The following is a 23,960-nucleotide window of genomic DNA, read 5'->3' as shown; positions in this document are numbered from 1 at the left end:
CTCGGGATGGTTGGTGGCTTCGCCCCTATATTTCACCTCCTTTCCTTTCAAAGAGTTAGAGGGCTGCGCTTGGCGCGCTGACGGGTTGAGGGCTGGGAGAGTGGCTTCCGGCGCCCGTCGAGGGAGATCGCCGATGGGCGTTGTGGAAGTTCTGGATCCGGTCGCACCGGTGCGTGCAGATGGCTGGAAAGTGGATGTGAGCCGGGGTGAGCGGAACGGGCGGGTGTCGTCCGAATGGTTCAACCGGCCCGATGACGAGCGGTATCTGTCGCTCGACGATCTCTGGGCCAATGTGAAGGGCCGCTCCGAGCGCAGCCGCAGCCGTGTGGTGCAGACGGCGGACATCCGCGCCGAGGCAGCGCGCGATAACCCCGAACGGTTGCACCTGATGCTGCCGAAAGCGCAGGAGCCGGTGGCGCCCACGCATTGGGCTTTTGGCCAGCTTGCGAGCATCGTCGGCGCGCCGGCCTCATACCTGCGGCAGCTGCCCGCGCCGCTGGCGGGGATCAACCTGCAATACGGCCTGACCAACCACCGCGCCGAGCAGGTGAAGACCTTCGAGACTGAAGATGGTCGCACCGAACTGCGTGCCGTCACCGGCCCCGACTATGGCCGCATCCATGACCATGAACTGGTCGAGGCGGTGCAGCGCATCGCGGGCAACGGCACGGGCGACACGCGCTGGAAGGTGCCGGGGGTGCTCGACTGGTCGACCGGGGTCTACAACCCCGATGTCGAGATCAGCCGCGACACGACCACGCTCTATGCCTCGGACCGTGACGTCTTCCTGTTCCTCGTAGACGACCACAACCCGATCGAGGCGGGGCGTCTGCCCGACGGCTCCCCCGATCTCTACTTCCGGGGTTTCTACTGCTGGAACTCCGAGGTGGGCGCGAAGACCCTGGGGATGGCAAGCTTCTACCTGCGGGCGGTGTGCCAGAACCGCAACCTCTGGGGCGTCGAGGATTTCCAGGAGATCAAGATCCGCCACTCGAAATACGCGACCTCGCGCTTCGCACACGAGGCGGCCCCGGCGCTGACGCGGTTCGCCAATTCCTCGCCGCAGGGTTTCGTGAACGGCATCAAGGCTGCGCGGCAGCAGATCGTGGCGCGCAGCGACGAGGATCGCGCTGATTTCTTGCGCAAGCGGGGCTTCTCGAAGGCTGAATCCGGCAAGATCATCGAGAAGGTGCTGATGGAAGAGGGCCGCCCGCCCGAAAGCATCTTCGACTTCGTGCAGGGCATCACGCGGCTTGCGCGCGACAAGACCCAGCAGGACGCCCGGCTCGACATGGAGGGGCGCGCCAAGAAGCTTCTCGACCGGGTCGGCTGACATGATTTGGGGCGCCCCCATGGGTGCCCCAACTTTCCAAGGGGTCGTCGATCAGAACTGATGGAAAGCGCTGCTCGTGCCTCGGCTGATCAGGCAATATAGTACTTCATCGTAGGGTTCTGCTTCTCGTATAGTCATATTGAAAATAACCCACGCTCCGTCTTCAAAAATGTGCAGCGACTGAAAAAAATCGTTTGCGTGGGAGTAGCCGCTATCATGCTGACGCCCGCTTAGGGTAATTTCGTGGGATTTGGCTGCTCTTGTGGTGGTTTCTTGGACACGCGTCCAGAATGCGTCTTGGGAAATACATCCCCAGTCATTGTCGGCAAAAGCGGCCTGCGGGAGTTGGGAAATCACCACTGTCAAGCATAGGCCAAATACAGCTGGAAGGCTGAAAGGCTTAACACGATAAGTCCTAATCTGTTTCTTTAACACTTAGATAACCTCGATCCTTTGTGGTCTGGGTGCAACCACCATAAGCGCTCTTGGATTGCAATGTGCCGACAATTTCCCCTTAGAGGAAGAGGGCGGCGGTTTGTTCTTTGACGGATGAGGCGGGGAGAACGGCTTCCCGCGCCGTTGGAGATCTCCCCCATGTTCGACCTGCCATTGCCCATCCACCCGACCGCCTATGCGCGGGGCGTCCCGCCGCGTTTTCCGACCAGCGACGCTGACCCCAGTCACCCCTTCGTCCTGACCCTTTCGCGCCGCGCGCCGGCTGATCTCATGTCGGGCCGCGCCGCGCCCCTCGTCCTCGCCCGCTTCGTGACGCTGGCCGGGGCCATGCAGGGCGCGATCAACCATGCCGAGGGGATCGCCCCGGGTGCCGCGCCACAACTTCTGGCGATCCTCGATCGCGACGAGCGGCTTGTGCTGGCTGGGGCCGCCAGAGACCACGCTGTCGCGTGGTGTCACCCGGTGATGAGCGCGGCCGAAGCGCGGGGCGTCGTGACCGAGGCAAGCCAGCTGCGCGCGCAGGCCGGCCGCGCGTCCGCCTGGGGCGAGCCCGATCTGGCGGCTCAGTTGCGCCACTGCGCCGATCTTCTGGACGGGCGTCTCGTCGACCCGCTTTGGCGCGCTTTCGCCGCCCGGGCGCTGCAGGTCGCTGCGTGAGGCCCGAGAGGCAGAGAAGGGCAGAGGGGATTTGGAGCTTGTCCGGGGGAGAGAGATCGCCCGGCCCGGCTCCGATCCCTTCCCCTTACCGGAGACACCCGATGACCCTGAGTGAACCCACCCTCGCGCCCCCGATGGCGCCCTCGACCGTCGACATGGCGCAGATCTTCGCGGCCCATGCCGAGCGTGCCGCTCGGATCGAAGCGCTGCGCCCCGGCAACAAGGATCGCCTCTTCGACGGCCTCACGGCCGCCGGCATCACCCATGTCACTGTCACCTTCGATGGTGCTGGAGACAGCGGCCAGATCGAAAGCATCGGCGCCTGGGCGGGAGAGACCGCGGTCGAGTTCCCCTTGACCGAGATCGAATACGCGGCGCTCACCTGGGACGACCCCGAGGTGGAGATGCGGCAGCTCTCGCTGGAGGATGTCGTCGAGCAGCTGGCCTACGACTTCCTCTCCGACACCCATGGCGGTTGGGAAAACAACGACGGCGCCTGGGGAGAGTTCTGCTTCGACGCGGCAGCCCGCTGCATCCATCTTGAGTTCAACGAGCGCTTCACCTCGTCCGAACTCCATACCCATGATTTCTGAGGGGGGAGCGATGGCACATCCCTATCACCACGCCCTGTCTTCGGTGAAGAAATGGGGCGGCACGGTCGACGATTTCATCGCGGTGCATTCCTGGTTTGATGCAAGCAAGGAGATCACAGCTGACTTCCGGCACCGGGCGCTGCGCCACCATGCCGAGGGCATCTTCATGGCTGAAACGATTTTCGGCCCGACCCTCACGCTCTCGACCGGACGTGTCATCCCGACCCGCTGGGTCGGCGAACAGCATGTGAAGGAAGATCTCGGCTTCATCCCGAGTTTCGCAGACTGGGTGAAGGCCATCCGGCCTGAACTTTGGATGGGCCGGGCCGAGCGGATCGAGGCGCTGGTCGATCCGCATCTCGCCTCGCCCGTGGTCGAGGTCAGCTGACATGACCGATACGGCTTATCAGCGCCTCGGCCTGCCAGCGACGGCCTCGCCATACACCGTCCTGCGCGCGGCGGTCCGGGCGCTTCATCCTGACACCCGGGCTGTTCGCGGCTTCCGGACGGCGCGCAAGCGCTTCTACCAGCAGATGCTCTGCGCCCATGCCGCGCGACAGGCGGCGGGCGACCAGCCAAACGGCTGATTACCCCCAACCACCCCTTCATTCCAACACAACGCCCGGCCGCCCGGCCGGGTTTTCCCCATTCAGGAGGTCCCAATGGCAGATAACTTCACCCATTTCTCGTGCTTGCTCGACGTCGGTACCCCCGACAAGGCCGCCCGCGCGCTCGCCCTATTCCAGAGCTTGCGCGAAGCCGATCAGGATGTCGAGGACCCGGAGGTTGCAGGCTTCGACCTCGTGCGCCAGGACGCGCCGGAAGGTAGCAGCCTCTGGATCCATGACGACGAGCACGGCGATGTCGAAGCTGTCATCCGCTTCGTGATGCGCCTCGCGGACGATCTCGACCTCACCGGCTTGTGGGGCTTCCAGTATGCCCACACCTGCTCCCGACCGCGCCTCGACGCCTTCGGCGGCGGCGCGCATGTCATCGATCTCGGCGCACGCAAATCCATCGGCTGGACCAGCACGCAAGAATGGCTGGCCGGCGCTCTCAACGGGGAGGACGTCGATGCCTGAGATCATCTGCACCACCGTCTACCAGTTCCCCGAACTCTCGGATGCCGCCAAGGAGAAGGCGCGCAGCTGGTATCGCGAGCTTGGACCCCACGATGACTGGTGGGACGCGGTCTACGAGGATTTCGAGCGGGTCTGCGAGATCCTTGGCGTCCGCCTGAAGACCAGGCCCGTCCTGCTGATGGGCGGCGGCACGCGGGCCAAGCCCTGCATCTGGTTCTCCGGCTTCTGGAGCCAGGGCGACGGCGCTTGCTTCGAAGGTTACTGGTCCCACGTGAAGGGCGCCGCCGCCCGCATTCGGGACTACGCCCCGACCGACGCGACGCTGCATGGCATCGCGGATCGACTGCAGGCCATCCAGCGGCGGAACTTCTATCAGCTCGCCGCTGAGGTCAGCCACCGCGGGCGCTACTACCACGAATACACCATGTCCGTAGACGTCACCCGCGACAGCCCGACCTGGCAGCCGCCGACTGAGGATGCCGAGGAGATCGTGACCGACGCGCTGCGCGATCTGGCCCGCTGGCTCTACCGCCAGCTTGAGGCTGAATACGACCACCTGACCTCGGATGAGGCCATCGAGGAGGGGATCATCGTCAACGAGTACACCTTCACAGAAGCCGGGCGTCGCTTCGGGTAAGGGCGCACGGTTGAAAACTGTCAGAAAACTGCGTATGTTTCTGACAAAGGAGCGATCATGGAGCGCATGGCCGAGAGCATTATGAATGTCGCAACGACGTTGCCGGAGGGGGTACCCTTGGCAGCGAAGGGGCTTTTGCATCTCGGCTCGCGCGCGGCGGTCGATCAAACGCTGTCGCGTCTGGCTGCGCGCGGCGAGTTGATCCGCTCAGGACGCGGCATCTACATGCGCCCCGTCCAGACACGCTTTGGTCCGCGCAGTCCGTCCGCTGAACAGGCGATTGAAGCGCTCGCCGTGCAGCGGGGCGAGACGATCGTGCCTAGCGGTGCTGCCGCGGCAAACGCTCTGGGCCTGACCACGCAGGTGCCGGTCAAGTCGGTTTACCTCACCTCGGGGCGAAGCCGTGTGCTGAACCTTGGCCGGCAGGCAGTCGAACTGCGTCATGCACCGCGTTGGCAGTTGGCCCTTGGGAGCAAGACCTCGGGCCAGGCCGTCCGTGCGCTGGCATGGCTCGGGCCGGATGAGGCTCCCAAGGCCATGCAAATCCTGCGATCCAAGCTCACGGAGACTGCAAAGACAGAACTGGTATCGGCTGCGCCGCAGTTCCCGACCTGGCTGGCGCGATTGGTCGGAGAGATGGTCCATCCACGTGCCTCGATCGCGGCTGGCGGCTGATCTGCCAAACCGCAATTGCACCAGAGGATCGTAAAGATGACAACACCCGATATCGAAAGTCCTGACCACACTGATCTCAAGAAGATCGACCATGAGCGCTTCTTTGAGGCGATCGACTCACCGCCTTTGCCGACCGAAGCCCTGCGCTTGGCCTTTCGTCAGGCGAAAATGCGGTCAGTTCAGCGCGACACAGGGCTTGCAACGACGGACTGAGTTCGCCGGTCTTCTGGACTTCCCATAGACGTGCTGAGGACGGCGACGTCTCTGCCCCCGTCTCGCCGATGCAGGACATGGTTCAGCCCAGAAGCTTCACCAGGGCGTCGCGCTGCGCGGCGTGCTTTATGGGGTTGTCGCGCTTCAGCTTGTTCAGGTTCAGGAGTTTCCACTGCACGGCGGGCAGGTGAGCCGCCTGCGCCCGGTCGATGGCCGCAAAGTCTGGTTCCCCGTCTTGAAGTGTCAGAAGGAACTGCCTCGCTTTGTCGTCGAGGCGCGATTGTACATCTGCGATCAGCCTGAGGCGCGTCGCCAGAAGCGAGTCGAGAGGAACGGGTGTTCTGGTCATTCCCTCGAACTCCCGCGCGTAGGGTTGCTCGAGGTCGATCAGATTCGGATCGAGAAGCTCATGCGCCGGCCGGGGCGAACTGGCGACATAGATCAGGAAGGTCTGGAAGAGGTCCTGCGTCAGGCCCTCGTTTTCGTAAAGGAGCGTGACGTCGTAGAGGTCGCGGGGGTGCTGCCGATCCAGGGCAGCGTGCAGCTTGCCTGCGAACAGGTCCTCGAAAGAGACGACCTGTATTTCAGCATAGCCGTAGGCGTCCTCCACGGCGCCCGAGACGATCCGGATTTCCGGGTCGTGAACCACGCCTCGGGTCACAGGAGAGGTTTCGATCTTGATCTCGGCATTGCCGAGGCGTGCAAGCAGCCGTGTGTCTCCGCCGCCGCCGCCTTGGATGCGCTGCGATTTCGCGCCGCGGATACCGGCCTCGATGGCAGCCGCGATGCGATCCATCGCGGCATTGATCTCGTCCAGGCTCTCGGCGCGTTCCTTGATCGGCAGGTAGGTCAGGTCGATATCGACCGACAACCGCGGCATGTCGCGGTAAAAGAGGTTGATGGCCGTCCCGCCTTTGAGCGCGAAAACGTTTTCGCCCGCGACATGGGGCAGGATGCGCACCAGAAGCGCGACTTGGGCTTCATAGGTCTCACGCGCCACGGTCGGCCTCCGGTTTCACGAAATCTTCCGGCACCATGATCCGATAGCGCGGGTGGATCTTGCCGCCTTGAACCAAGGCTCGATCGCCGCTGCCGAGGTCGAAGGCCTCCGGGTCGATCCGGTTGCGCCAGGGATGATCGTGGCGCTCAGCGAAAACGAAGAACAGGCGCCTGACCTTGATCTTGCTGCAGGACTGCAGGAGGTCTGACAGCAGTCTCGGGCGAAGGGTCGTCAAGCTCTCGAAGACCATGTCGAGCGTGTGGAAGCTTTCATGGTCGGGCAGTTCGTCCATAGCCTCCAGGATCGCGCGCTCCGGCGTCGACATCGTGAGACCCCAGTCCCATGGTTGGCCGGTCGTCATGCCCTCGATCAAGCCCAGTTTCGGGTCGGCAAACAAAGATCGGGGGCGCGTTCTGATCTGGGCATCCATCGGCAGTTTTGTCAGCCAATTCGGGATGTTGTCCCCGTAGACCCAGACAGGAGCGCTTTCGCCGAGGTGCAGGTAATGGGCATGCCCGTGTTCGCTGAGCGCCGTGGTGCCGCCGACATGCAGGTCATGACCCATGATATGCTGCGTGGACAGGATGCAGGTCTTCCAGTCGATGCTGTTCGATGTCGGCGTGGCAGCGGTGCTGGGGAGCGGACGACGGAAGACGCCTCGGGTGACGCGGTCGAGCCAGCCACGCTTCACATAGTCACGGAAGCTCTCGTAGGCGATGCCTTGGGAGACGAGCCATGCGGCATCGACCAGGTACCCGGCAGGCACGGCATCGAGCAGCTTCTTCAGATTTTGTGACCTTGCGGCGTCCATGATGCCTAAAGTGACATATTTTCAAAGAGGCGGCCACTGGTTTCTTTGGTGTGGGCAGTCTTTCAGCGTTTTGAACGCTCCAATATCAAGATTTCCAAAGACCTGAGGGAGTAGCCCCAAGTGGTGGGAGATCTGAAGGCGCGGGGTTGAGAGACGGCTACGACTTGCGGTGGTTGCCGAAGGTCGCAGCGGTGTACCTCCCGGCGTGCCGCCGCGACCAGGCCTTGGTCCTTCGGACAGGAGTTTGACCGAGGCTGATGTCCCGAAGGTCCAATCGGCCAATCTACAGGTTGGCAACTACGCTCGGTTTGCCAAGCCACGGTATGGCAGAAGCTCCGGAAGGCCGGGGCCCGCTAACGACGTCCTCACTTGTTCCCGTCAATCCACTTCGACATGAGCCCCTTGTCGCGGAAGCATTCATCCGGGACGGCGCGGCGCTTGATGCGCGCGAGCTTCTCCGCAAAGGCCACCTGCTTGGACGTGGGCAGTCGGTCCATTTCGGAGACCGGCTTCAGCTGGGCCTGCGCTTCGATCCAGGCGCTCAAGGACCGGCGGTCCTGCTGAACTTCCCAGGGCAGGAGGGTCTGGTTGCGCTGCGCGAGCGACCGCGCATAGGCGATCTGCTTCGGTGTCGCTGGCAGGGCGTATGTGGTGCTGTCCATCGGGAAACTCCCTTGCTGGCTTGGCTTTCAAGATAGAACATAACAGGAACAAAATCAAGCCGAAGCTCTGGGGCGCGTCGGTTCGAGAGGGAGAGATGGGCGGGGGAAGATCAGGCCTGAGGGTGCCCGAGAGAGGGTGCCCGGGCCGGTCCCTGTCCTTCATTCCGGAGTTTCCCGATGACCTATCTCGCGCCTGTTGCGCCTCCCGTTCCTGTTCCATATCGCGATCCCGCGCCCGCGATCCTCGCCGTGGCCGAGGCGCTGCAGCCCGATCTGGCGCAAGGGTTTCAGATCGACGCGCTGCGTCTGCGGATCGAGATGGAGCGCGCCTTTGGCGGCTCCGATGCCGATGGTGCCTGGGACTGGAAGCTCGCCTATGAGGCGGGCGAGGTGGCGCTGGTCCTCTTCCTGCGGAAATTCGGCCGCGCGCTTCTGGGCCGGGCTGGATCGCCCGCTGCCCTGCTGCCGATCCTCGCCAAGGTGGCGGGTCTCTTGCCGACGCACACCCGCCGCTCGGAGGAGATGGAGCGCTTCCAGCAATTCTCGACCCCGCTGCCGATGGGACTGGCGGCTTTGGCGGCGGCGCAGATCACGCCCCGTGACCTCGTCCTCGAGCCTTCGGCCGGGACCGGCCTTCTGGCGATCCTCGCGGAGATCGCGGGCGGCAGTCTCGCGCTGAACGAACTCGCCGAGACCCGCGCCGACCTCCTGCGCCTTCTCTTTCCGGAGCGACCCGTCACCACCTTTGATGCCGCGCAAATCGACGACCATCTGGACGCGGGCGTTCGTCCGAGCGTCATCCTGATGAACCCGCCCTTCTCGGCCGTGGCCCATGTCGATGGCCGGACGACCGAGGCGACGGCGCGCCATCTGCGCTCGGCGCTTGCCCGGCTGGCCCCCGGCGGGCGACTGGTCGCGATCACGGGCGCAAGCTTCGCACATGATGCGCCCGCCTGGTCCGAGACCTTCGCCCGCCTGACCGAGACCGCACATCTGGTATTCACCGGCGCTGTGTCAGGCGCTGCTTTCGCCAAGCATGGCACCAGCTTCGAGACGCGGATCTCGGTCTTCGACAAATGCCGAGGCGGCGAGCGGGGCGACATCACCGCCGATCTGGCTCGGCCGATGTCCGTCGATGCGCCGCAGCTCCTCGCCCGGATTGTAGCAGAGGTCCCGCCACGCCTCGAGATGGATGCGGGCGCAGTCGCGTGCTCCCCGACCACTTCCCCTTTCCGGGGAATTCCTTCCCGTGCCTCCGGCCCTGCCGCTCGACCCCAGCGGTCAACGGCGTCGGCCAAGACGGATGCGCATGTCACCACGCCCGATGCCGAGGACCTCGCATACACCCTACGCGAGACGGAGGACGACCTCGGCGCCGCGCGTCTGTCCGATGCGATCTACGAGACCTTCCGTCTGCAAGCCATCGACATCCCCGGCGCTGCCTCACACCCGACCAAGCTGGTGCAGTCAGCCGCCATGGCCTCGGTCGCGCCCCCGAAGCCCACCTACCGCCCGAAACTCCCCGCCGCCGTCCTGCGCGACGGCCTGCTCTCCGACGCGCAGCTGGAGACCGTGATCTACGCGGGCGAGGCGCACGGCGCGTATCTCGCTGGATCCTGGACCGTCGATGAGACCGGCGACATGGTTTCGGCCGCGCCGGACGATGCTGTTGACGCCATCCGCTTTCGGCGCGGGTTTTTTCTGGGCGATGGCACGGGCGCGGGCAAGGGCCGCCAGTCGGCTGGGATTGTGCTCGACAACTGGGCCCAAGGCCGCCGCAAGGCGCTCTGGATCTCGAAGAGCGACAAGCTTCTCGAGGACGCGCAGCGCGACTGGTCAGCGCTCGGCCAGGAGCGCCTGCTCGTCACGCCCCTGTCGCGCTTCGCGCAAGGCCGCGACATCCCGCTGAGCGAGGGCATCCTCTTCACCACTTATGCCACACTGCGGTCCGAGGAGCGAGGGGCCAAGAAATCCCGCGTTGACCAGATCGTCGACTGGCTCGGGGCGGATTTCGACGGGGTGATCCTGTTCGATGAAAGCCATGCCATGGCGAATGCCGCCGGGTCGAAGGGCGAGCGCGGTGACACCGAGGCGTCGCAGCAGGGCAGGGCGGGCCTGCGCCTGCAGCACAAGCTGCCGAATGCCCGTGTGGTCTATGTCTCGGCCACGGGGGCCACGACCGTCCACAACCTCGCCTATGCGCAGCGCCTCGGGCTCTGGGGCGGGGAGGACTTTCCATTCGCGACCCGCGCCGAATTCGTCGAGGCCATCGAGGCGGGCGGCGTCGCCGCGATGGAGGTCTTGGCCCGAGACCTGCGGTCTCTCGGCCTCTACACCGCCCGTTCGCTCTCCTATGACGGCGTCGAATACGAGATGCTGGAACATGCGCTGACGCCTGAGCAGCGCGGCATCTACGATGCCTATGCCGGGGCCTTCGCCATCATCCACAACAACCTCGCCGCTGCGATGGAGGCGGCCAATATCACCGCTGAGAACGGTACTCTGAACCGGCAGGCCAAATCTGCAGCGCGCTCGGCTTTTGAATCCGCCAAGCAGCGTTTCTTCGGCCATCTCCTGACCTCCATGAAAACCCCCACGCTGATCGCGAGTATCGAGGCCGATCTGGCGGCAGGCCACACAGCCGTCATCCAGATCGTCTCGACCGGCGAAGCGCTGATGGAGCGCCGCCTGTCGGAAATCCCAACCGAGGAGTGGAACGACATCCGGGTCGACATCACCCCGCGGGAATATGTGCTGGATTACCTCGCCCATTCCTTCCCGGTGCAGCTCTACGAGCCCTTCACCGACAGCGATGGCAACCTGTCGTCTCGGCCCGTGGTGCGCGATGGCCAGCCGGTCGAATGCCGCGAAGCGGCCCGCAGGCGCGATGCGCTGATCGAGAAGCTGGCCTCGCTGCCGCCCGTGCCGGGGGCTCTCGACCAGATCGTCCAGCGCTTCGGCACCGACCTCGTGGCCGAGGTTACGGGCCGGTCGCGGCGCATCGTGAGGAAGGGCGAGGGTCCTGCCGCGCGGCTTGTCGTGGAAAACCGTGCCGGCTCCGCCAACCTCGCGGAAACCGCCGCCTTCATGGATGACCAGAAGCGCATCCTGATTTTTTCCGACGCGGGCGGCACGGGGCGCAGCTATCACGCAGACCTCGGCGCGAAAAACCAGCGCCTGCGGGTTCATTATCTGTTGGAACCCGGCTGGAAAGCCGATGCCGCCATCCAAGGTTTGGGGCGGACGAACCGCACCAATCAGGCGCAGCCGCCGCTGTTCCGGCCCGTTGCTACCGATGTGAAGGCGGAGAAGCGGTTCCTCTCCACCATCGCCCGCCGCCTCGACACGCTGGGTGCGATCACGCGCGGTCAGCGCCAGACCGGCGGGCAGGGGCTGTTCCGGCCCGAGGACAATCTCGAGAGTCCTTACGCCCGCGATGCCCTGCGCCAGCTCTACCGCCGCATCTATCGCGGCGATGTGGCGGGCTGCTCGCTCGCGGCCTTCGAGGATGCCACCGGCCTCAGCCTGACCGATGACAACGGGCTGAAGGACGACCTGCCGCCGATCACGACTTTCCTCAATCGCCTGCTGGCGCTGACGATCGACATGCAGGCTGTGCTCTTCTCGGCCTTCGAAGAGCTTCTCGATGCGCGGATCGAGGGCGCCATCGCTGCCGGGGTGTATGACCTCGGGCTCGAGACGCTGCGCGCCGAGAGCTTCCGCGTGACAGATGCTCGGGTGATTTACACCCATCCCGGCTCCGGCGCGGAGACCCAGCTCCTGACCATCGCCGAAAAGCGTCGCAACACGCCGACCTCGCTCGCGGATGCGCTCGACTGGCTCGATGACCCCAAGGCACGCCTGCTGGTCAACAGCCGCTCGGGCCGGTCTGCCGTGCAGGTGCCCGCCACCAGCCTAATGATGGACGACGGCACCATCGAGCCGCGCCTGCGGTTGATCCGCCCCACCGAGGCCAGCACTGTTCCGGCCAAAATCATGGAGGACACAAACTGGCTCGAGGCCGACCGCGCGGCATTCACCGAAGCCTGGACGTCTGAGCTGGCCGAGGTGCCGGAATTCACGGAAACCACGCTGCACATCGTGGCGGGGCTGCTGCTGCCGATCTGGAAGCAACTGCCGCAGGATGAAACCCGCGTCTACCGGCTGCAGACCGATGACGGTCAGCGCATCATCGGTCGCCGGGTCTCGCCGTCTTGGGTCGCGACCACGTTGGCCGCTGACGCGCCGCAGCTGACAGCCGCACAGGTTCATGCCCTCGTTCTCGAAGGCAAGACCGTGGTGCGGCTGGCCGAAGGGATGGAGTTGCACCGCTCCCGCGTCATGGGCTTGAACCGGATCGAGCTCTCTGGCTTCACGGAAGCGGCGAAAGACCGACTCAAGGCCGATGGCTTCTTCTCGGAGATCATCAGCTGGAAGCTGCGCCTCTTCTGCCCGACGGACTCAGCCGGCATCGCAGTGCTTGATCGTCTGCTTGCACGTTGTCCCGTGACGGGACTACATGCGCGCGGAGGTTGTTGAGCCATGTATTCCGAGACCGAAGATGTGATCCGCGCTCTTGCGGAAAACGCAGAGAGCGTGTGTCGCGCTTACCTTCCCGCCGGACGGCGGGAAGGGTCCTACTGGATCGTTGGAGACCTACAGAACAATCCCGGCCGGTCGCTCTTCGTGCGCCTGACCGGGCCTGCTTCCGGGCCAGGCGCGGCCGGCAAGTTCACGGACGGCGCCACGGGCGAGCATGGTGATCTTCTCGACATCATCCGCGAGAGGACCGGGATCTCCCGCTTTCCCGATCTTCTGGCCGAGGCCCGGGCGCATTTGGGCCGTCCGCAGCCGGTCCTCCCGGATGCACCAGTGCCGAAGAAGGCCAAGGCCCCCGGTGGTACACCAGCGGCGGCGGCGCGGCTCTTCGCAGCCTCGGCGCCGGTCGCAGGCACGCTTGCCGACACCTACCTCCGGGCCCGTGGCCTGACCCAAGGCGGGGTGATGAGCGCCCTGCGCTTCCACCCGAAGTGCTGGCATCGGGATGAAGGGCAGACCCGGAGCATCCCCAGACCGGCGATGATCGCCGCGGTCACCGATGGGGCTGGCGCCCTTCAGGGTGTGCATCGGACTTGGCTCGCGCCTGACGGACAGGGAAAGGCGCGGGTCGAGACGCAGCGGCGTGCCATGGGTCACCTTCTCGGCAATGCCGTCAGGCTGACTCCGCATGACGACATCCTCGTGGTCGGTGAAGGCATCGAGACCATGCTGTCCCTTGTCGAGGCAGTGCCCGGCCTTCCCGTCTGGGCGGCGCTCTCGTCGGGTCACCTCGGGGCGGTCCTGCTGCCGGAGGGGCTGAAGCGCCTCTACATCGCGATCGATCGCGATCCGGCCGGGCAGCGCGCGGCAGAGAAGTTGAGCGCTAGAGCCTCCGAGGTCGGGGTGCGCGTGCGGGTGCTGGAACCGCGGCTCGGGGATTTCAACGATGATCTCCGGGCGTACGGCAAAGAGGCGCTGCGCCAGCATCTGGCAGGGCAGATCGGGCCAGAGGATCGGCATCGCCTGTCAGGCTGATCCGCATCGCGCAAGGGTCAGTCGGGGAGTGCGGGGCAGGGGGGTACGGATCCCTGTCATGGCTGTGGATCGTCGCTTTGCCTCTTTCCGGGCAATCTCATCCACCCGTCACCCGAGCGGCCTTCAAGAGATGGGCAGGCGGCCGTCAAAGGTGCCGCCCCTTCAAGGACGGGGGGCGACTGATTTCCGCCGGCGGGGCTCGCCCCGCCTTTGCATCGCGAAAGACAAATCAGCCGCCCCCCGCCCTCCTCCACATGCGTTCCGGCCCCGAAAGGGGGTGAAGGGGCGTCCCCCGTGACGGCTTTCGCAGCCCATGAAGGCCGCGCGGGATGACGCGCGGACGAGATAGGCCCGGAGGCAAGAACCGATGACGATCCACACCCACGACGACGCGTATGAACCCGCCCACACTGCATCCCAGACCGCCCATGCGCTCGACGAGCTGCAGCTCTATGGCTACCGCCCCTTTGACGAGCCCGATCCGCGCCCGATGCCCGATGGGCAGCGCCTCGCGGTCGCCGTCGCCGACATCTTCGACGCCCTCGTTGCGACCCTGGAAGACACCCGCATGGAACCCGACCTCGAGGAGGTGCTCTGGGGCCAGGTCAACCTCTTCCACCGCGCCACGGCCCGGATCGAGCGGTCGCTCGACGAGAACGAGCAGGCGCAGCGCCGCCTTCAGCGCGAGCAGGACGGCTCCGAGGTGAAATCCACGGAACTCGAGCGCCTGACGGCGGAAGGCCTGACCCTGATCGAACGGCGCAACTGCATGGACATGATGCGCGATCACGCCGCCACCGAGTTTGTCCATCACACGGGATCGACCTGGCGGCCCCGCACCGGCTCGATGGTGAACCGCCAGCACATGACCGCCGCCCTGATCGACAGCCGCGACTTCCTCGCCGCCAAGCGCCGGGCTGAGACCGAAGTGATGTTGCCCGTAGGGCCCAAAGTTGCCCTCACCGGCGGGACCGACTTCAACGATCACCGCCTGATCTGGGGCAAGCTCGACCAGGTCCGGACCAAGTATCCCGACATGGTCCTCCTGCACGGTGGAAGCCCGAAGGGCGCAGAGCTCATCGCCGCCAAATGGGCTGAGGCCCGGGGCGTGACGCAGGTGGCCTTCAAGCCCGACTGGACCAAGCACGCCAAGGCCGCTCCTTTCAAGCGCAACGACGCCATGCTCGATGTGCTGCCGGTGGGTGTCCTCGTCTTCCCGGGCAATGGCATCCAGGAGAACCTCGCCGACAAGGCCAAGAAGCTGGGTATCCCGGTCATGAAGTTCGAGAAGGGGGCGTGAGCCCCCTTTCCCCTCGCGGGGAAATCGAGGTGGAAGCGCACACTTCCACCTGATATTGTGTAGGAAACCTCAATTGATCACTACATGTACCATAGCCCGATCCAGCTCGATGTCTTCCCGACCGACGTGCAGATGCGCCGGATCGATCCGGCGCGCAACATGCGTCGCTTCTATCGGCTGAGCGTACAGCGCGATCTTTTCGGCCGTGCTAGCCTCGTGCGCGAGTGGGGTCGGATCGGCTTTCGGGGACAGATGATGATCGAGACGCACCCTGATGAAGGCAAAGCGATCACCGCGTTGATGAAGCTCGCAGCATTGAAGAAGCGGCGGGGCTATGAGGCTCTGCATTCAGGCAATTAGTCTTGATCGCATTGATTGCGATGATTACACTCCTCTCAGGAGGATATCATGGCAAGCATCACCATCCGAAACCTTGACGATGACGTGAAGAGGCGCCTTCGCATCCGCGCGGCCGAACATGGCCGCTCGATGGAAGAGGAGGCGCGCGAGATCCTGCGCCACGTCGTCGGCGAAGCGAAGCCTACCCACGATCTCGCCGCGGCGATCCGCGCGCGTGTCGCGCCTCTGGGCGGCGTTGATCTCGACCTTCCGCAGCGTGAAGCCATGCGCGAACCGCCAATGTTCGACCAGGCCTGACGCATGATCATCCTCGATACGAATGTCATCTCGGAGCTATTGCGCCCGGCCCCGGAGCCCAAGGTTGAACACTGGCTGTCCGCTCAGGACGGGCTCAACGTCTACCTGACCTCGATATCGGAGGCAGAGCTGCGCTACGGCCTCGCGATCATGGAGAACGGCAAGCGCCGCGCCGCGCTGATTGACGCCGTCGACCGTATCCTGCGCGAAGACCTCGCCGGTCGTATCCTGCCCTTCGACAGCGACGCTGCGCAGTCCTATGCCACCATCGCTGCATCACGACGTGCTGCCGGGCGACCGATCGCCCAGGCCGATTGCCAGATCGCCTCCATTGCCCACTCCCGTGGTGCCTCCGTCGCAACGCGCAACACGCCTGACTTCGAGGGCTGCGAGATCGACCTGATCAACCCCTGGACCGCCGCATGAACGCCGTTGAGATTGAACAAGCAGTTTCCGAACTCGCTGAGCAGCCTTTTGATGCGGCCGAGTTTCCCTATGCCTTCCTCATGGCCTTCGGCAACAAGGACACGACCATCAAGCGGCTGCGTACCGGCGCGTCGAACAAGTCCGATATCGGCGGCGTCCTTCAGACCAACAACATCCACCTGAAAACCTGCGCCCCGGGCGATATCGCGGCGACCCTGACCGCCCTTCGCGATAGCCCCGCCACGACCCGCGCCAAGGCGAAGTTCATCCTGGCCACGGATGGTATCGACCTCGAGGCCGAGGACATCACCACCGGCGAGACCATCGCCTGCCGCTACACCGATTTCCCCGACCATTTCGGCTTCTTCCTGCCGCTCGCCGGTATCTCCACCGTCAAGCAGATCCGCGAAAGCGCCTTTGACATTCGCGCGACCAGCCGCCTCAACCGGCTCTATGTCGAGCTGATCAAGGACAACCCCGACTGGGGCAGCGCCGAAAAACGCCATGACATGAACCACTTCATGGCGCGGCTGATCTTCTGCTTCTTTGCCGAAGACACCGACATCTTTGTCAGCGACAACCTGTTCACCGCCACCATCGACCAGATGGCGAACCGCGACGGGTCGAACACGCACGAAGTGATTGGCGAAATCTTCCGCGCGATGAACACCGCCATTCCGAAACGCGCCGAGGCCAAGCTGCCCCGCTGGGCCGATGCCTTTCCCTATGTGAACGGCGGGCTCTTCTCGGGCAGCACGGATGTGCCGCGCTTTTCCAAGATCGCGCAGCGCTACCTGTCGCATATCGGCAGCCTCGACTGGACGCAGATCAACCCCGACATCTTCGGGTCGATGATCCAGGCCGTCGCGGATGAGGAGGAACGCTCGGTCCTCGGCATGCACTACACCTCCGTGCCGAACATCCTGAAGGTGCTGAACCCGCTCTTCCTCGATGATCTGCGGGCGGAACTGGAGGCAGCGGGCGACAATGCGCGCAAGCTGGCCAATCTGCGCGCGCGCATGGCCAAGATCCGCGTGTTTGACCCCGCCTGCGGGTCGGGCAACTTCCTTGTCATCGCCTACAAGGAAATGCGCAGCCTTGAGTATGAGATCAACAAGCGCCGGGGCGAGCCGCTGCGCCGCACCGACATTCCCCTGACCAACTATCGCGGGATCGAGCTGCGGGATTTCTCGGCGGAGATCGCGCGGCTGGCGCTGATCATCGCGGAATACCAATGCGATGTGACCTATCGCGGCCAGAAAGAGGCGCTGGCCGAGTTCCTGCCGCTGGATGCGCAGAACTGGATCACCTGCGGCAACGCCCTGCGGCTGGACTGGCTGTCGGTCTGCCCGCCCACGGGGACGGGGGTGAAGTTCCAGGCCGATGACCTGTTCATGCAGCCAGAGGATCAGGCACAGATCGACTTCGCCAATGAGGGGGGCGAGACCTATATCTGCGGGAACCCGCCCTATCTGGGGTCAACGTGGCAAAGCACCGAACAGAAAGAGGATTTGCAGCGCATTTTCGACGGGCGCACGAAAAGCTGGAAGTCACTCGACTATGTCGCGGGCTGGTTCATGAAGGCCGCCGATTACGGGCTGCACACGCCCACCGTGTCGGCCTTCGTGTCCACCAACTCGATCTGTCAGGGGCAACAGGTGCCGATCCTATGGCCGCTGATTTTCAAGACAGGGCACGAGATTGTCTTTGCCCATACCAGTTTCAAATGGGCGAACCTTGCGAGCCACAACGCGGGCGTGACCGTGGCGATTGTGGCGATTTCCAACCATGCGGGGCAAGTGCGCAAGCTGTTCACGCTGGCAGATGATGGTGGGTCCGTTGTGAAGGAAGCGGACAACGTCAATGCCTATCTGGTGGCCGCTCCGAATGTGATAGTGGACAAAGCCAGTAGGCCGATGAACGGCACCGCCAACATGAGCTTTGGGAACAAGCCCGTTGACGGCGGGCACCTGCTCCTGAGTGCAGACGAAGTGCGGACCCTTGGTCTGACCCCCGACCAACATAACAAATTCATCCGCCGGATTTATGGTTCTGCGGAGTTCATTCGCGGATTGGAACGCTATTGCTTGTGGATTGAGAACGATCATCTGCAAGAGGCGTTGGCGATTGAAGCAATTCGCCAACGCATAGAAGGCGTGCGCATTATGCGCTTGAATAGCCGCGACAAGAGCGCCAACGAGATGGCAAGTCGCGCCCATCAGATGCGTGAAATGCGGATCGGAAAGAATTGGACGCTCACTGTTCCTCGAACGTCTTCTGAAAACCGCCCATATTTGCCGAACGGCATCATTGATGCGCGCTCAACAGTGACCAGTGAAACCTTCGCCCTCTACGACGCCCCGCTCTGGAACATGGCGCTGATCGCCTCGCGCCTGCATCTGGTCTGGATCGCCACGGTCTGCGGCAAGATGAAAACCGATTTCCGCTATTCCAACACCCTCGGCTGGAACACCTTCCCCGTCCCCAAACTGACCGAAAAGAACCGCGCTGATCTGACAGCGGCGGCGGAAGGCATCCTTCTGGCCCGCGAGGCGCATTTCCCCGCCACCATCGCCGACCTCTACGACCCCGAAAAAATGCCCGCAAACCTGCGCGCCGCCCATGACCACAACGACGAGGTGCTGGAACGCATCTACATCGGCCGCCGCTTCCGCAACGACACCGAACGGCTGGAAAAGCTGTTCGAGATGTATACGCGGATGACGACGAAGGTGAGCGCATGAAGCTTCAGCGCGTCGCCTATGCCGATCTCAACTCACGGCAGAAAGAGAACTACAACTTCCAGAAGGTCGCCGGGCGACTGGCCGATTACGGCTTCAACAGTATCCGCCTGACCGATGACTGGCAGGGCGCGGATTTCATCGCCGTGCATATCGACGGCGAAACCTTTCTGAAAATTCAGCTCAAGGGGCGGCTTGTCATCGACCGGAAATATACCGGCAAGGGCATTCACATCGCATTTCTTCATGGCGACGATCTCTATCTCTACGATCATGATGCCCTGGTCGGTTTCATGGAAGCGAATGACAAGATCGGTGCCGACAGCGTCACCTGGCATCAGAAGGGCTTTCGCAGTTGGCCAAGCCCGCCTGCTTGGGCCATCAGCTATTTGAACGAGTACAGGATTTCGCAATGACCAAAGGTGTCCCCTCCGTCTCTGTCAAATACGCCGCCAACGGCAGCTCGACCAAGTCGAACGAGCTGGGCATGCGCGCGATGCAGGAACGCGCCTACGAAAAGCGCGGCGAGCAATACCTGCTGATCAAGTCACCCCCTGCCTCGGGCAAGAGCCGCGCGCTGATGTTCATCGCGCTCGACAAGCTGCACAATCAGGGCCTGCGTCAGGCCATCGTGGTCGTGCCGGAAAAATCCATCGGGTCCAGCTTCAACGACGAGACGCTCAGCAAGTATGGCTTCTGGGCCGACTGGACCGTCCAGCCGCAATGCAACCTGTGCAACGCGCCCGGTGGCGATGACGGCAAGGTCGGCGCCGTCGGCAAGTTCCTGGCGAGCGACGACAAGGTGCTTGTTTGCACCCATGCCACTTTCCGTTTCGCCGTCGACAAGTTCGGGATCGAGGCCTTTGATGATCGCCTGATCGCGGTGGACGAATTCCACCACGTCTCGGCCAACCCCGACAACAAGCTGGGCGCGCATCTGGGCGCGCTGGTTGCCCGCGACAAGGTGCATCTGGTCGCCATGACCGGATCGTACTTCCGCGGTGATGCCGAGGCCGTTCTGTCGCCCGAGGACGAGGCGAAGTTCGACACCGTCACCTACACCTATTACGAACAGCTGAACGGCTACAGATACCTCAAGTCGCTCGACATCGGGTATTTCTTCTATTCCGGGTCCTATGCGGATGACATCCTCAAGGTGCTCGACCCGACCGAGAAGACGATCCTGCACATTCCGAACGTGAACTCACGCGAAAGCACCAAGGACAAGCACCGCGAGGTCGAGCACATCATCGACGCCCTGGGCGACTGGCAGGGCACCGACCCCGCCACGGGGTTTCAGTTGGTCAAGACGCCGGAAGGGCGTGTGCTGCGCATCGCCGATCTGGTGGATGACGAACCGGCCAAGCGCGACAAGGTTTCCGCCGCGCTGAAGGACCCCGCGCAGAAGAACAATCGCGACCATGTCGACATCATCATCGCCCTGGGGATGGCGAAGGAAGGGTTCGACTGGATCTGGTGCGAGCACGCCCTGACAGTCGGCTATCGCGCCAGCCTGACGGAGATCGTACAGATCATCGGCCGCGCCACCCGCGATGCCGAGGGCAAGACGCGCGCGCGCTTCACCAACCTTATCGCGGAGCCCGACGCCGCGGCTGAGGCCGTAACCGAGGCGGTCAACGACACGTTGAAAGCGATCGCTGCCAGCCTGCTGATGGAGCAGGTGCTGGCCCCGCGTTTCAACTTCACGCCGAAAACCGCGAAAAGCGGCCCTGTCGAAGGGTTCGATTACGGGGACGGCGGCTATGATCCGAGCAAGGAAAATGTCGGCTTCAACGAGGCCAGTGGGCAATTCCAGATCGAGATCAAGGGCCTGGTCGAACCCAAGAGCAAGGAAGCCAAGCGCATCTGCCAGGAGGACCTCAACGAGGTGATCACCGCTTTCGTCCAGGACAAGACCACGATCGAGCGCGGCCTATTCGATGAGGAGTTGGTGCCCGAGGAACTCACGCAGGTTCGAATGGGAAAGATCGTCGGAGCAAAGTTCCCGGAGCTCAACGCCGAGGATCAGGAAGCCGTGCGCCAGCATGCGGTGGCCGCGCTGAACCTGACCCAGAAGGCGAAAGAGATCGCTCTGTCGAATGGCGATCACACGCAGACTACGGGAAACACCGCGCTGATCGACGGGGTGCGCAAATTCGCCATGGATGTGCGTGAGCTCGACATCGACTTGATCGACCGGATCAACCCCTTCGGCGAAGCCTATTCGATCCTGGCAAAGACGATGAGCGAGGATAGCCTTCGGCAGGTTCAAGCCGTGATCTCGGCGAAGAAGGTGCAACTGTCACCGGACGAGGCGCGCGATCTGGCGAAGCGTGCTGTCAAGTTCAAGCAGGAGCGAGGCCGTCTGCCATCCATTACATCGCCTGATCCGTGGGAGAAGAAAATGGCCGAAGGCGTGGCCTATCTCGCGCGCATGAAGCAGGAGGCTGCCAATGGCTAAGGGTTTCACCGACGAGGATGATGCCCTTCTTGCTGAGCTTGGTGTCGAGGTCGAGGTCAAGAAGCAGCTCAGCCGCACACCACGCGAAGAACGCATCATCGCAGGCTTTGAAGAGATCCTTCGGTTCGTCGATGAATTCGGTCGCCCGCCACAGCACGGTGAAGACCGCGATATCTTCGAACGTCTCTATGCAGTGCGCCTCGATCGGATCCGCGACTTGCAGGAATGCCGCGATCTCGTCGCGCCCTTTGACAAACACGAACTTCTGTCAGAGGGCCCGATGCTCGTAGCGACGGACACGGATGAGCTCGATGATGACGCGCTTCTGGCGGAACTGGGTGTGGCGGTTGATGCATCCCCACTTACCGAATTGAAGCATGTCCGCTCTACCGCTGAGAAAAAGGCCGCCGACGAGGTCGCCAACCGTGAAAAATGCGAAGATTTCTCAAAGTTCAAGCCATTGTTCGAGATGGTCCAAAAGGAACTGGACACCGGTTTGCGCGAAACGCGCCCTTTCGAGATGAAAGCGGAGATCGAGAAGGGCCGCTTTTTCATCGTCGGCGGTCAGAAAGCCTATGTTGCTGAAAAGGGTGAGACCATCACGAACGAGCAAGGTCGTACGGATGCTCGCCTTCGGGTCATTTTTGACAACGGCACCGAGAGCAACATGCTGATGCGCTCGCTCCAGCGCGCGTTGAACAAGGACGACGCCGGACGCCGGATCACTGACCCATCGGCAGGCCCGCTTTTTTCGGACCAGACAATCGATGGCGATGAGGCCAGCGGGATCATTTATGTGCTTCGCAGCAAGTCAGATCATCCACTCGTCACAGAAAACCGGGAACTGGTGCACAAGATCGGCGTCACCAATATGAGCGTCGAAAAGCGGATCGCCGGCGCGCATTTGCAACCGACATTCTTGATGGCGAATGTCGAGGTGATTGCGACATATGAGCTCTACAACATCAACCGGTCCAAGCTGGAAAACCTGATCCACCGGATTTTCGAACCCGCACGGCTCGAAATCGAGGTCATGGATCGCTTTGGACGGCCTGTGGTCCCGCGAGAATGGTTCCTCGTACCTCTCTTTGTCATAAACGATGCTGTGGAGAAGATCAGGGACGGCACAATAACCAGCTATCGCTATGATCCCCACGCAGCCGAACTCAAATGGATTTCGGGGTAGGTTGGGCGATGGATCGGGACAGTCACACGCGTCGAGGGAAATGGTCAGAGGCAGGCGTCCCGAAAAAAGGCTGGACCTGTGTCGGGGTTGAAGACTTGGAAGAGCCCAGCCAACTCTGCGAGATGTGTGAAAGCGCCGAAATCCGGTATGCTCATATCATGGAGCATCCAGACTATCCCGGTTCGCTTCAAGTCGGCTGTGTTTGTGCTGAGCACATGGAAGAGGACTACAAGCGGCCCCGGGAGCGGGAGAAGCGTCTCAGAAATTCCGCACGCCGCCGTGCTGGATGGCCTTCTCGAAAATGGCGCACATCCAGACAAGGCAACCTTTACATCAACACAGACGGGTTCAATCTTACGGTGTATCGGGCAGGCGCCGGATGGTCAGTGCGTGTCCTGAGAAGGGCATCGGGAGCCGCTCAGATTGGTAGGAAGGCATATTCAACTGAAAGCGATGCAAAGCTTGCCGCCTTCAATGCGCTTCTTTGGGCGAAGGATCACCTATAGCCATGCCCTTCCCGCTATCGCCCCAGAGCATTGACGCCATCGCCGACATTATCAGCGGCGGTGGGGGCCATGACACGACGCCTCCCATCGGGATCTATCGCAGCGGGCCGAAGATCGAGAAATTCATGCGCGCCTGCAATGTGGCCTTCACGGTGAATGGCTCCCGCGTGCCGTCATTGGTGCAGTGCCTTATCAATCTCAACAATGGCTTCGAAGCCGATCAAGCACTCCCGAGGATCATCGAGGCTGCCGCTGACCCCCGCGACTTTATCCATGAGCCCGAGCGCCATATCGCCGTGCTCGATCATCTTAACCGCGCGCTGCGCTTCGACGGCTTTGAGGTTCAGCAGCAGGGCGGGCGGATGCGGCTTGTTGAGGCGGGCAAGAATGTCCCTGTCCTGGCGGAGCTTGCCGGGCTGTCCGAGGTGATCGACTTCGACACGGTGAGCCGCGATCTGGACCGCGCCCTCGCCAGTAGCCAGACCGACCCCGAGGATGCCGTCACCGCCGCGTGCAGCACGGTCGAGAGCGTGTGCCGGTCGATCCTCATCGAGCTGGGGTTACCGCTCCCTGCCAAGAAGGACGTACAGGGGCTCTACAATGCCGTGAAGCAGCCGCTTGGTCTGTCCCCTGACCGCTCCGACATCGACCCCTTGATCGCGAATGATGTGCGACAAATCCTTTCCGGCCTAGGCTCAGGACCCATTGATTTGCTTGAGGCTGCCCGGCCTGCGTGATTCAAACTCCCGGACTGACGGGGGTGATGATGAGCAACCTTTTCTGGCTGACCGACGAGCAGATGGAGCGGTTGAAGCCTTTCTTTCCGAAGAGCCATGGTAAGCCGCGCGTCGATGATCGGCGCGTGTTGAGCGGAATAATCTTCATCAATCGCAACGGGTTGCGTTGGTGCGATGCGCCACGGGAGTATGGTCCGCCGAAGACCCTCTACAATCGCTGGAAGCGGTGGGGCGACATGGGTGTCTTCGCACG

General features: G+C 63.0%; 25 protein-coding genes. 21 read left to right on the top strand and 4 right to left on the bottom strand.

Annotation, left to right across the window (positions count from 1 at the left end; all coding sequences use genetic code 11):
* Positions 1 to 133 precede the first annotated feature (133 nt).
* Positions 134 to 1,333 (top strand): DUF932 domain-containing protein, encoded by a 1,200-nt coding sequence (locus EV657_RS14115; protein ID WP_134078460.1) that lies wholly within the window; start codon positions 134 to 136, stop codon positions 1,331 to 1,333.
* A gap of 51 nt (positions 1,334 to 1,384) precedes the next feature.
* On the opposite strand, the gene EV657_RS14110 is transcribed toward EV657_RS14115, so the two are convergent.
* Positions 1,385 to 1,768, bottom strand: a complete 384-nt coding sequence (locus tag EV657_RS14110) for a hypothetical protein (protein ID WP_133618642.1) — start codon at positions 1,766 to 1,768, stop codon at positions 1,385 to 1,387.
* A gap of 159 nt (positions 1,769 to 1,927) precedes the next feature.
* Here EV657_RS14110 and EV657_RS14105 point away from each other — a divergent pair, with 159 nt between their 5' ends.
* The 8 genes from EV657_RS14105 (at position 1,928) to EV657_RS21620 (ending at position 5,646) form a co-directional block, all read left to right on the top strand.
* Entirely contained in the window at positions 1,928 to 2,446 is a 519-nt protein-coding gene (locus EV657_RS14105) for a DNA repair protein RadC (RefSeq protein WP_134078458.1), read from the top strand.
* Positions 2,447 to 2,547: 101 nt separating this feature from the next.
* Entirely contained in the window at positions 2,548 to 3,039 is a 492-nt protein-coding gene (locus EV657_RS14100; protein WP_134078456.1) for a DUF6878 family protein, read from the top strand.
* A 10-nt stretch (positions 3,040 to 3,049) separates the two neighbouring features.
* Positions 3,050 to 3,427, top strand: a complete 378-nt coding sequence (locus EV657_RS14095) for a DUF6915 family protein (RefSeq protein ID WP_134078455.1) — start codon at positions 3,050 to 3,052, stop codon at positions 3,425 to 3,427.
* Between the two features lies 1 nt (position 3,428).
* Positions 3,429 to 3,626, top strand: a complete 198-nt coding sequence (locus tag EV657_RS14090) for a hypothetical protein (RefSeq protein ID WP_134078453.1) — start codon at positions 3,429 to 3,431, stop codon at positions 3,624 to 3,626.
* A gap of 75 nt (positions 3,627 to 3,701) precedes the next feature.
* Positions 3,702 to 4,121 carry a hypothetical protein gene (locus EV657_RS14085; protein ID WP_134078452.1) on the top strand — a complete coding sequence of 140 codons (420 nt, stop codon included), beginning with the start codon at positions 3,702 to 3,704 and terminating at the stop codon, positions 4,119 to 4,121.
* The gene (locus tag EV657_RS14080) at positions 4,114 to 4,758 is read left to right on the top strand and encodes an antitoxin of toxin-antitoxin stability system (RefSeq protein ID WP_134078450.1); all 645 of its coding nucleotides are present in this window, start codon (positions 4,114 to 4,116) and stop codon (positions 4,756 to 4,758) included. The genes EV657_RS14085 and EV657_RS14080 overlap by 8 nt, the downstream gene beginning before the upstream one ends.
* 57 nt (positions 4,759 to 4,815) lie before the next feature.
* Positions 4,816 to 5,433, top strand: coding sequence for a DUF6088 family protein (locus tag EV657_RS14075; protein WP_134078448.1), 618 nt, complete (start codon positions 4,816 to 4,818; stop codon positions 5,431 to 5,433).
* Positions 5,434 to 5,469: 36 nt separating this feature from the next.
* Complete coding sequence (locus EV657_RS21620; protein ID WP_166673712.1) at positions 5,470 to 5,646, top strand: hypothetical protein; 177 nt, start codon at positions 5,470 to 5,472, stop codon at positions 5,644 to 5,646.
* 82 nt (positions 5,647 to 5,728) lie between these two features.
* Here EV657_RS21620 and EV657_RS14070 read toward each other — a convergent pair whose 3' ends face one another.
* The 3 genes from EV657_RS14070 to EV657_RS14060 form a co-directional block, all read right to left on the bottom strand.
* Positions 5,729 to 6,646, bottom strand: coding sequence for a nucleotidyl transferase AbiEii/AbiGii toxin family protein (locus EV657_RS14070; RefSeq protein ID WP_134078447.1), 918 nt, complete (start codon positions 6,644 to 6,646; stop codon positions 5,729 to 5,731).
* Positions 6,636 to 7,457 (bottom strand): type IV toxin-antitoxin system AbiEi family antitoxin, encoded by an 822-nt coding sequence (locus tag EV657_RS14065; protein ID WP_134078445.1) that lies wholly within the window; start codon positions 7,455 to 7,457, stop codon positions 6,636 to 6,638. The genes EV657_RS14070 and EV657_RS14065 overlap by 11 nt, the downstream gene beginning before the upstream one ends.
* A gap of 365 nt (positions 7,458 to 7,822) precedes the next feature.
* Positions 7,823 to 8,119 carry a hypothetical protein gene (locus EV657_RS14060; protein WP_134078444.1) on the bottom strand — a complete coding sequence of 99 codons (297 nt, stop codon included), beginning with the start codon at positions 8,117 to 8,119 and terminating at the stop codon, positions 7,823 to 7,825.
* Between the two features lie 177 nt (positions 8,120 to 8,296).
* Here EV657_RS14060 and EV657_RS14055 point away from each other — a divergent pair, with 177 nt between their 5' ends.
* The 12 genes from EV657_RS14055 to EV657_RS13995 all read left to right on the top strand — a co-directional run.
* Positions 8,297 to 12,658: a bifunctional class I SAM-dependent methyltransferase/DEAD/DEAH box helicase gene (locus EV657_RS14055; RefSeq protein WP_134078442.1), complete on the top strand. Its 4,362-nt coding sequence runs from the start codon at positions 8,297 to 8,299 to the stop codon at positions 12,656 to 12,658.
* A gap of 3 nt (positions 12,659 to 12,661) precedes the next feature.
* On the top strand, positions 12,662 to 13,693 hold the full coding sequence (locus EV657_RS14050; protein WP_134078440.1) for a DUF7146 domain-containing protein: 1,032 nt from the start codon (positions 12,662 to 12,664) through the stop codon (positions 13,691 to 13,693).
* Positions 13,694 to 14,060: 367 nt separating this feature from the next.
* The gene (locus EV657_RS14045) at positions 14,061 to 14,993 is read left to right on the top strand and encodes a DUF2493 domain-containing protein (RefSeq protein WP_134078438.1); all 933 of its coding nucleotides are present in this window, start codon (positions 14,061 to 14,063) and stop codon (positions 14,991 to 14,993) included.
* Between the two features lie 84 nt (positions 14,994 to 15,077).
* The gene (locus EV657_RS14040; protein WP_134078437.1) at positions 15,078 to 15,353 is read left to right on the top strand and encodes a WGR domain-containing protein; all 276 of its coding nucleotides are present in this window, start codon (positions 15,078 to 15,080) and stop codon (positions 15,351 to 15,353) included.
* A 48-nt stretch (positions 15,354 to 15,401) separates the two neighbouring features.
* Positions 15,402 to 15,650, top strand: a complete 249-nt coding sequence (locus EV657_RS14035; RefSeq protein ID WP_107326311.1) for a FitA-like ribbon-helix-helix domain-containing protein — start codon at positions 15,402 to 15,404, stop codon at positions 15,648 to 15,650.
* Positions 15,651 to 15,653: 3 nt separating this feature from the next.
* Positions 15,654 to 16,076: a type II toxin-antitoxin system VapC family toxin gene (locus EV657_RS14030; protein WP_134078435.1), complete on the top strand. Its 423-nt coding sequence runs from the start codon at positions 15,654 to 15,656 to the stop codon at positions 16,074 to 16,076.
* The gene (locus EV657_RS14025) at positions 16,073 to 18,820 is read left to right on the top strand and encodes a DNA methyltransferase (RefSeq protein WP_134078434.1); all 2,748 of its coding nucleotides are present in this window, start codon (positions 16,073 to 16,075) and stop codon (positions 18,818 to 18,820) included. Before EV657_RS14030 ends, EV657_RS14025 begins: the two co-directional genes overlap by 4 nt.
* A complete protein-coding gene (locus EV657_RS14020; protein WP_134078432.1) occupies positions 18,817 to 19,233 on the top strand; it encodes a hypothetical protein in 417 nt (138 codons plus the stop codon). Before EV657_RS14025 ends, EV657_RS14020 begins: the two co-directional genes overlap by 4 nt.
* Positions 19,173 to 21,278 carry a pseudomurein-binding repeat-containing protein gene (locus EV657_RS14015; RefSeq protein ID WP_243837623.1) on the top strand — a complete coding sequence of 702 codons (2,106 nt, stop codon included), beginning with the start codon at positions 19,173 to 19,175 and terminating at the stop codon, positions 21,276 to 21,278. The genes EV657_RS14020 and EV657_RS14015 overlap by 61 nt, the downstream gene beginning before the upstream one ends.
* Positions 21,271 to 22,464, top strand: a complete 1,194-nt coding sequence (locus tag EV657_RS14010) for a GIY-YIG nuclease family protein (RefSeq protein ID WP_134078430.1) — start codon at positions 21,271 to 21,273, stop codon at positions 22,462 to 22,464. Before EV657_RS14015 ends, EV657_RS14010 begins: the two co-directional genes overlap by 8 nt.
* Positions 22,465 to 22,972: 508 nt before the next feature.
* Positions 22,973 to 23,707 (top strand): hypothetical protein, encoded by a 735-nt coding sequence (locus EV657_RS14000; RefSeq protein ID WP_134078429.1) that lies wholly within the window; start codon positions 22,973 to 22,975, stop codon positions 23,705 to 23,707.
* A gap of 29 nt (positions 23,708 to 23,736) precedes the next feature.
* The coding region (locus EV657_RS13995; RefSeq protein WP_134078427.1) for a transposase at positions 23,737 to 23,960 on the top strand (224 nt) is incomplete at its 3' end.

Source organism: Rhodovulum visakhapatnamense (assembly GCF_004365965.1).
Taxonomy (GTDB): domain Bacteria; phylum Pseudomonadota; class Alphaproteobacteria; order Rhodobacterales; family Rhodobacteraceae; genus Rhodovulum; species Rhodovulum visakhapatnamense.
This window is presented reverse-complemented; position numbering and strand designations above follow the sequence as displayed.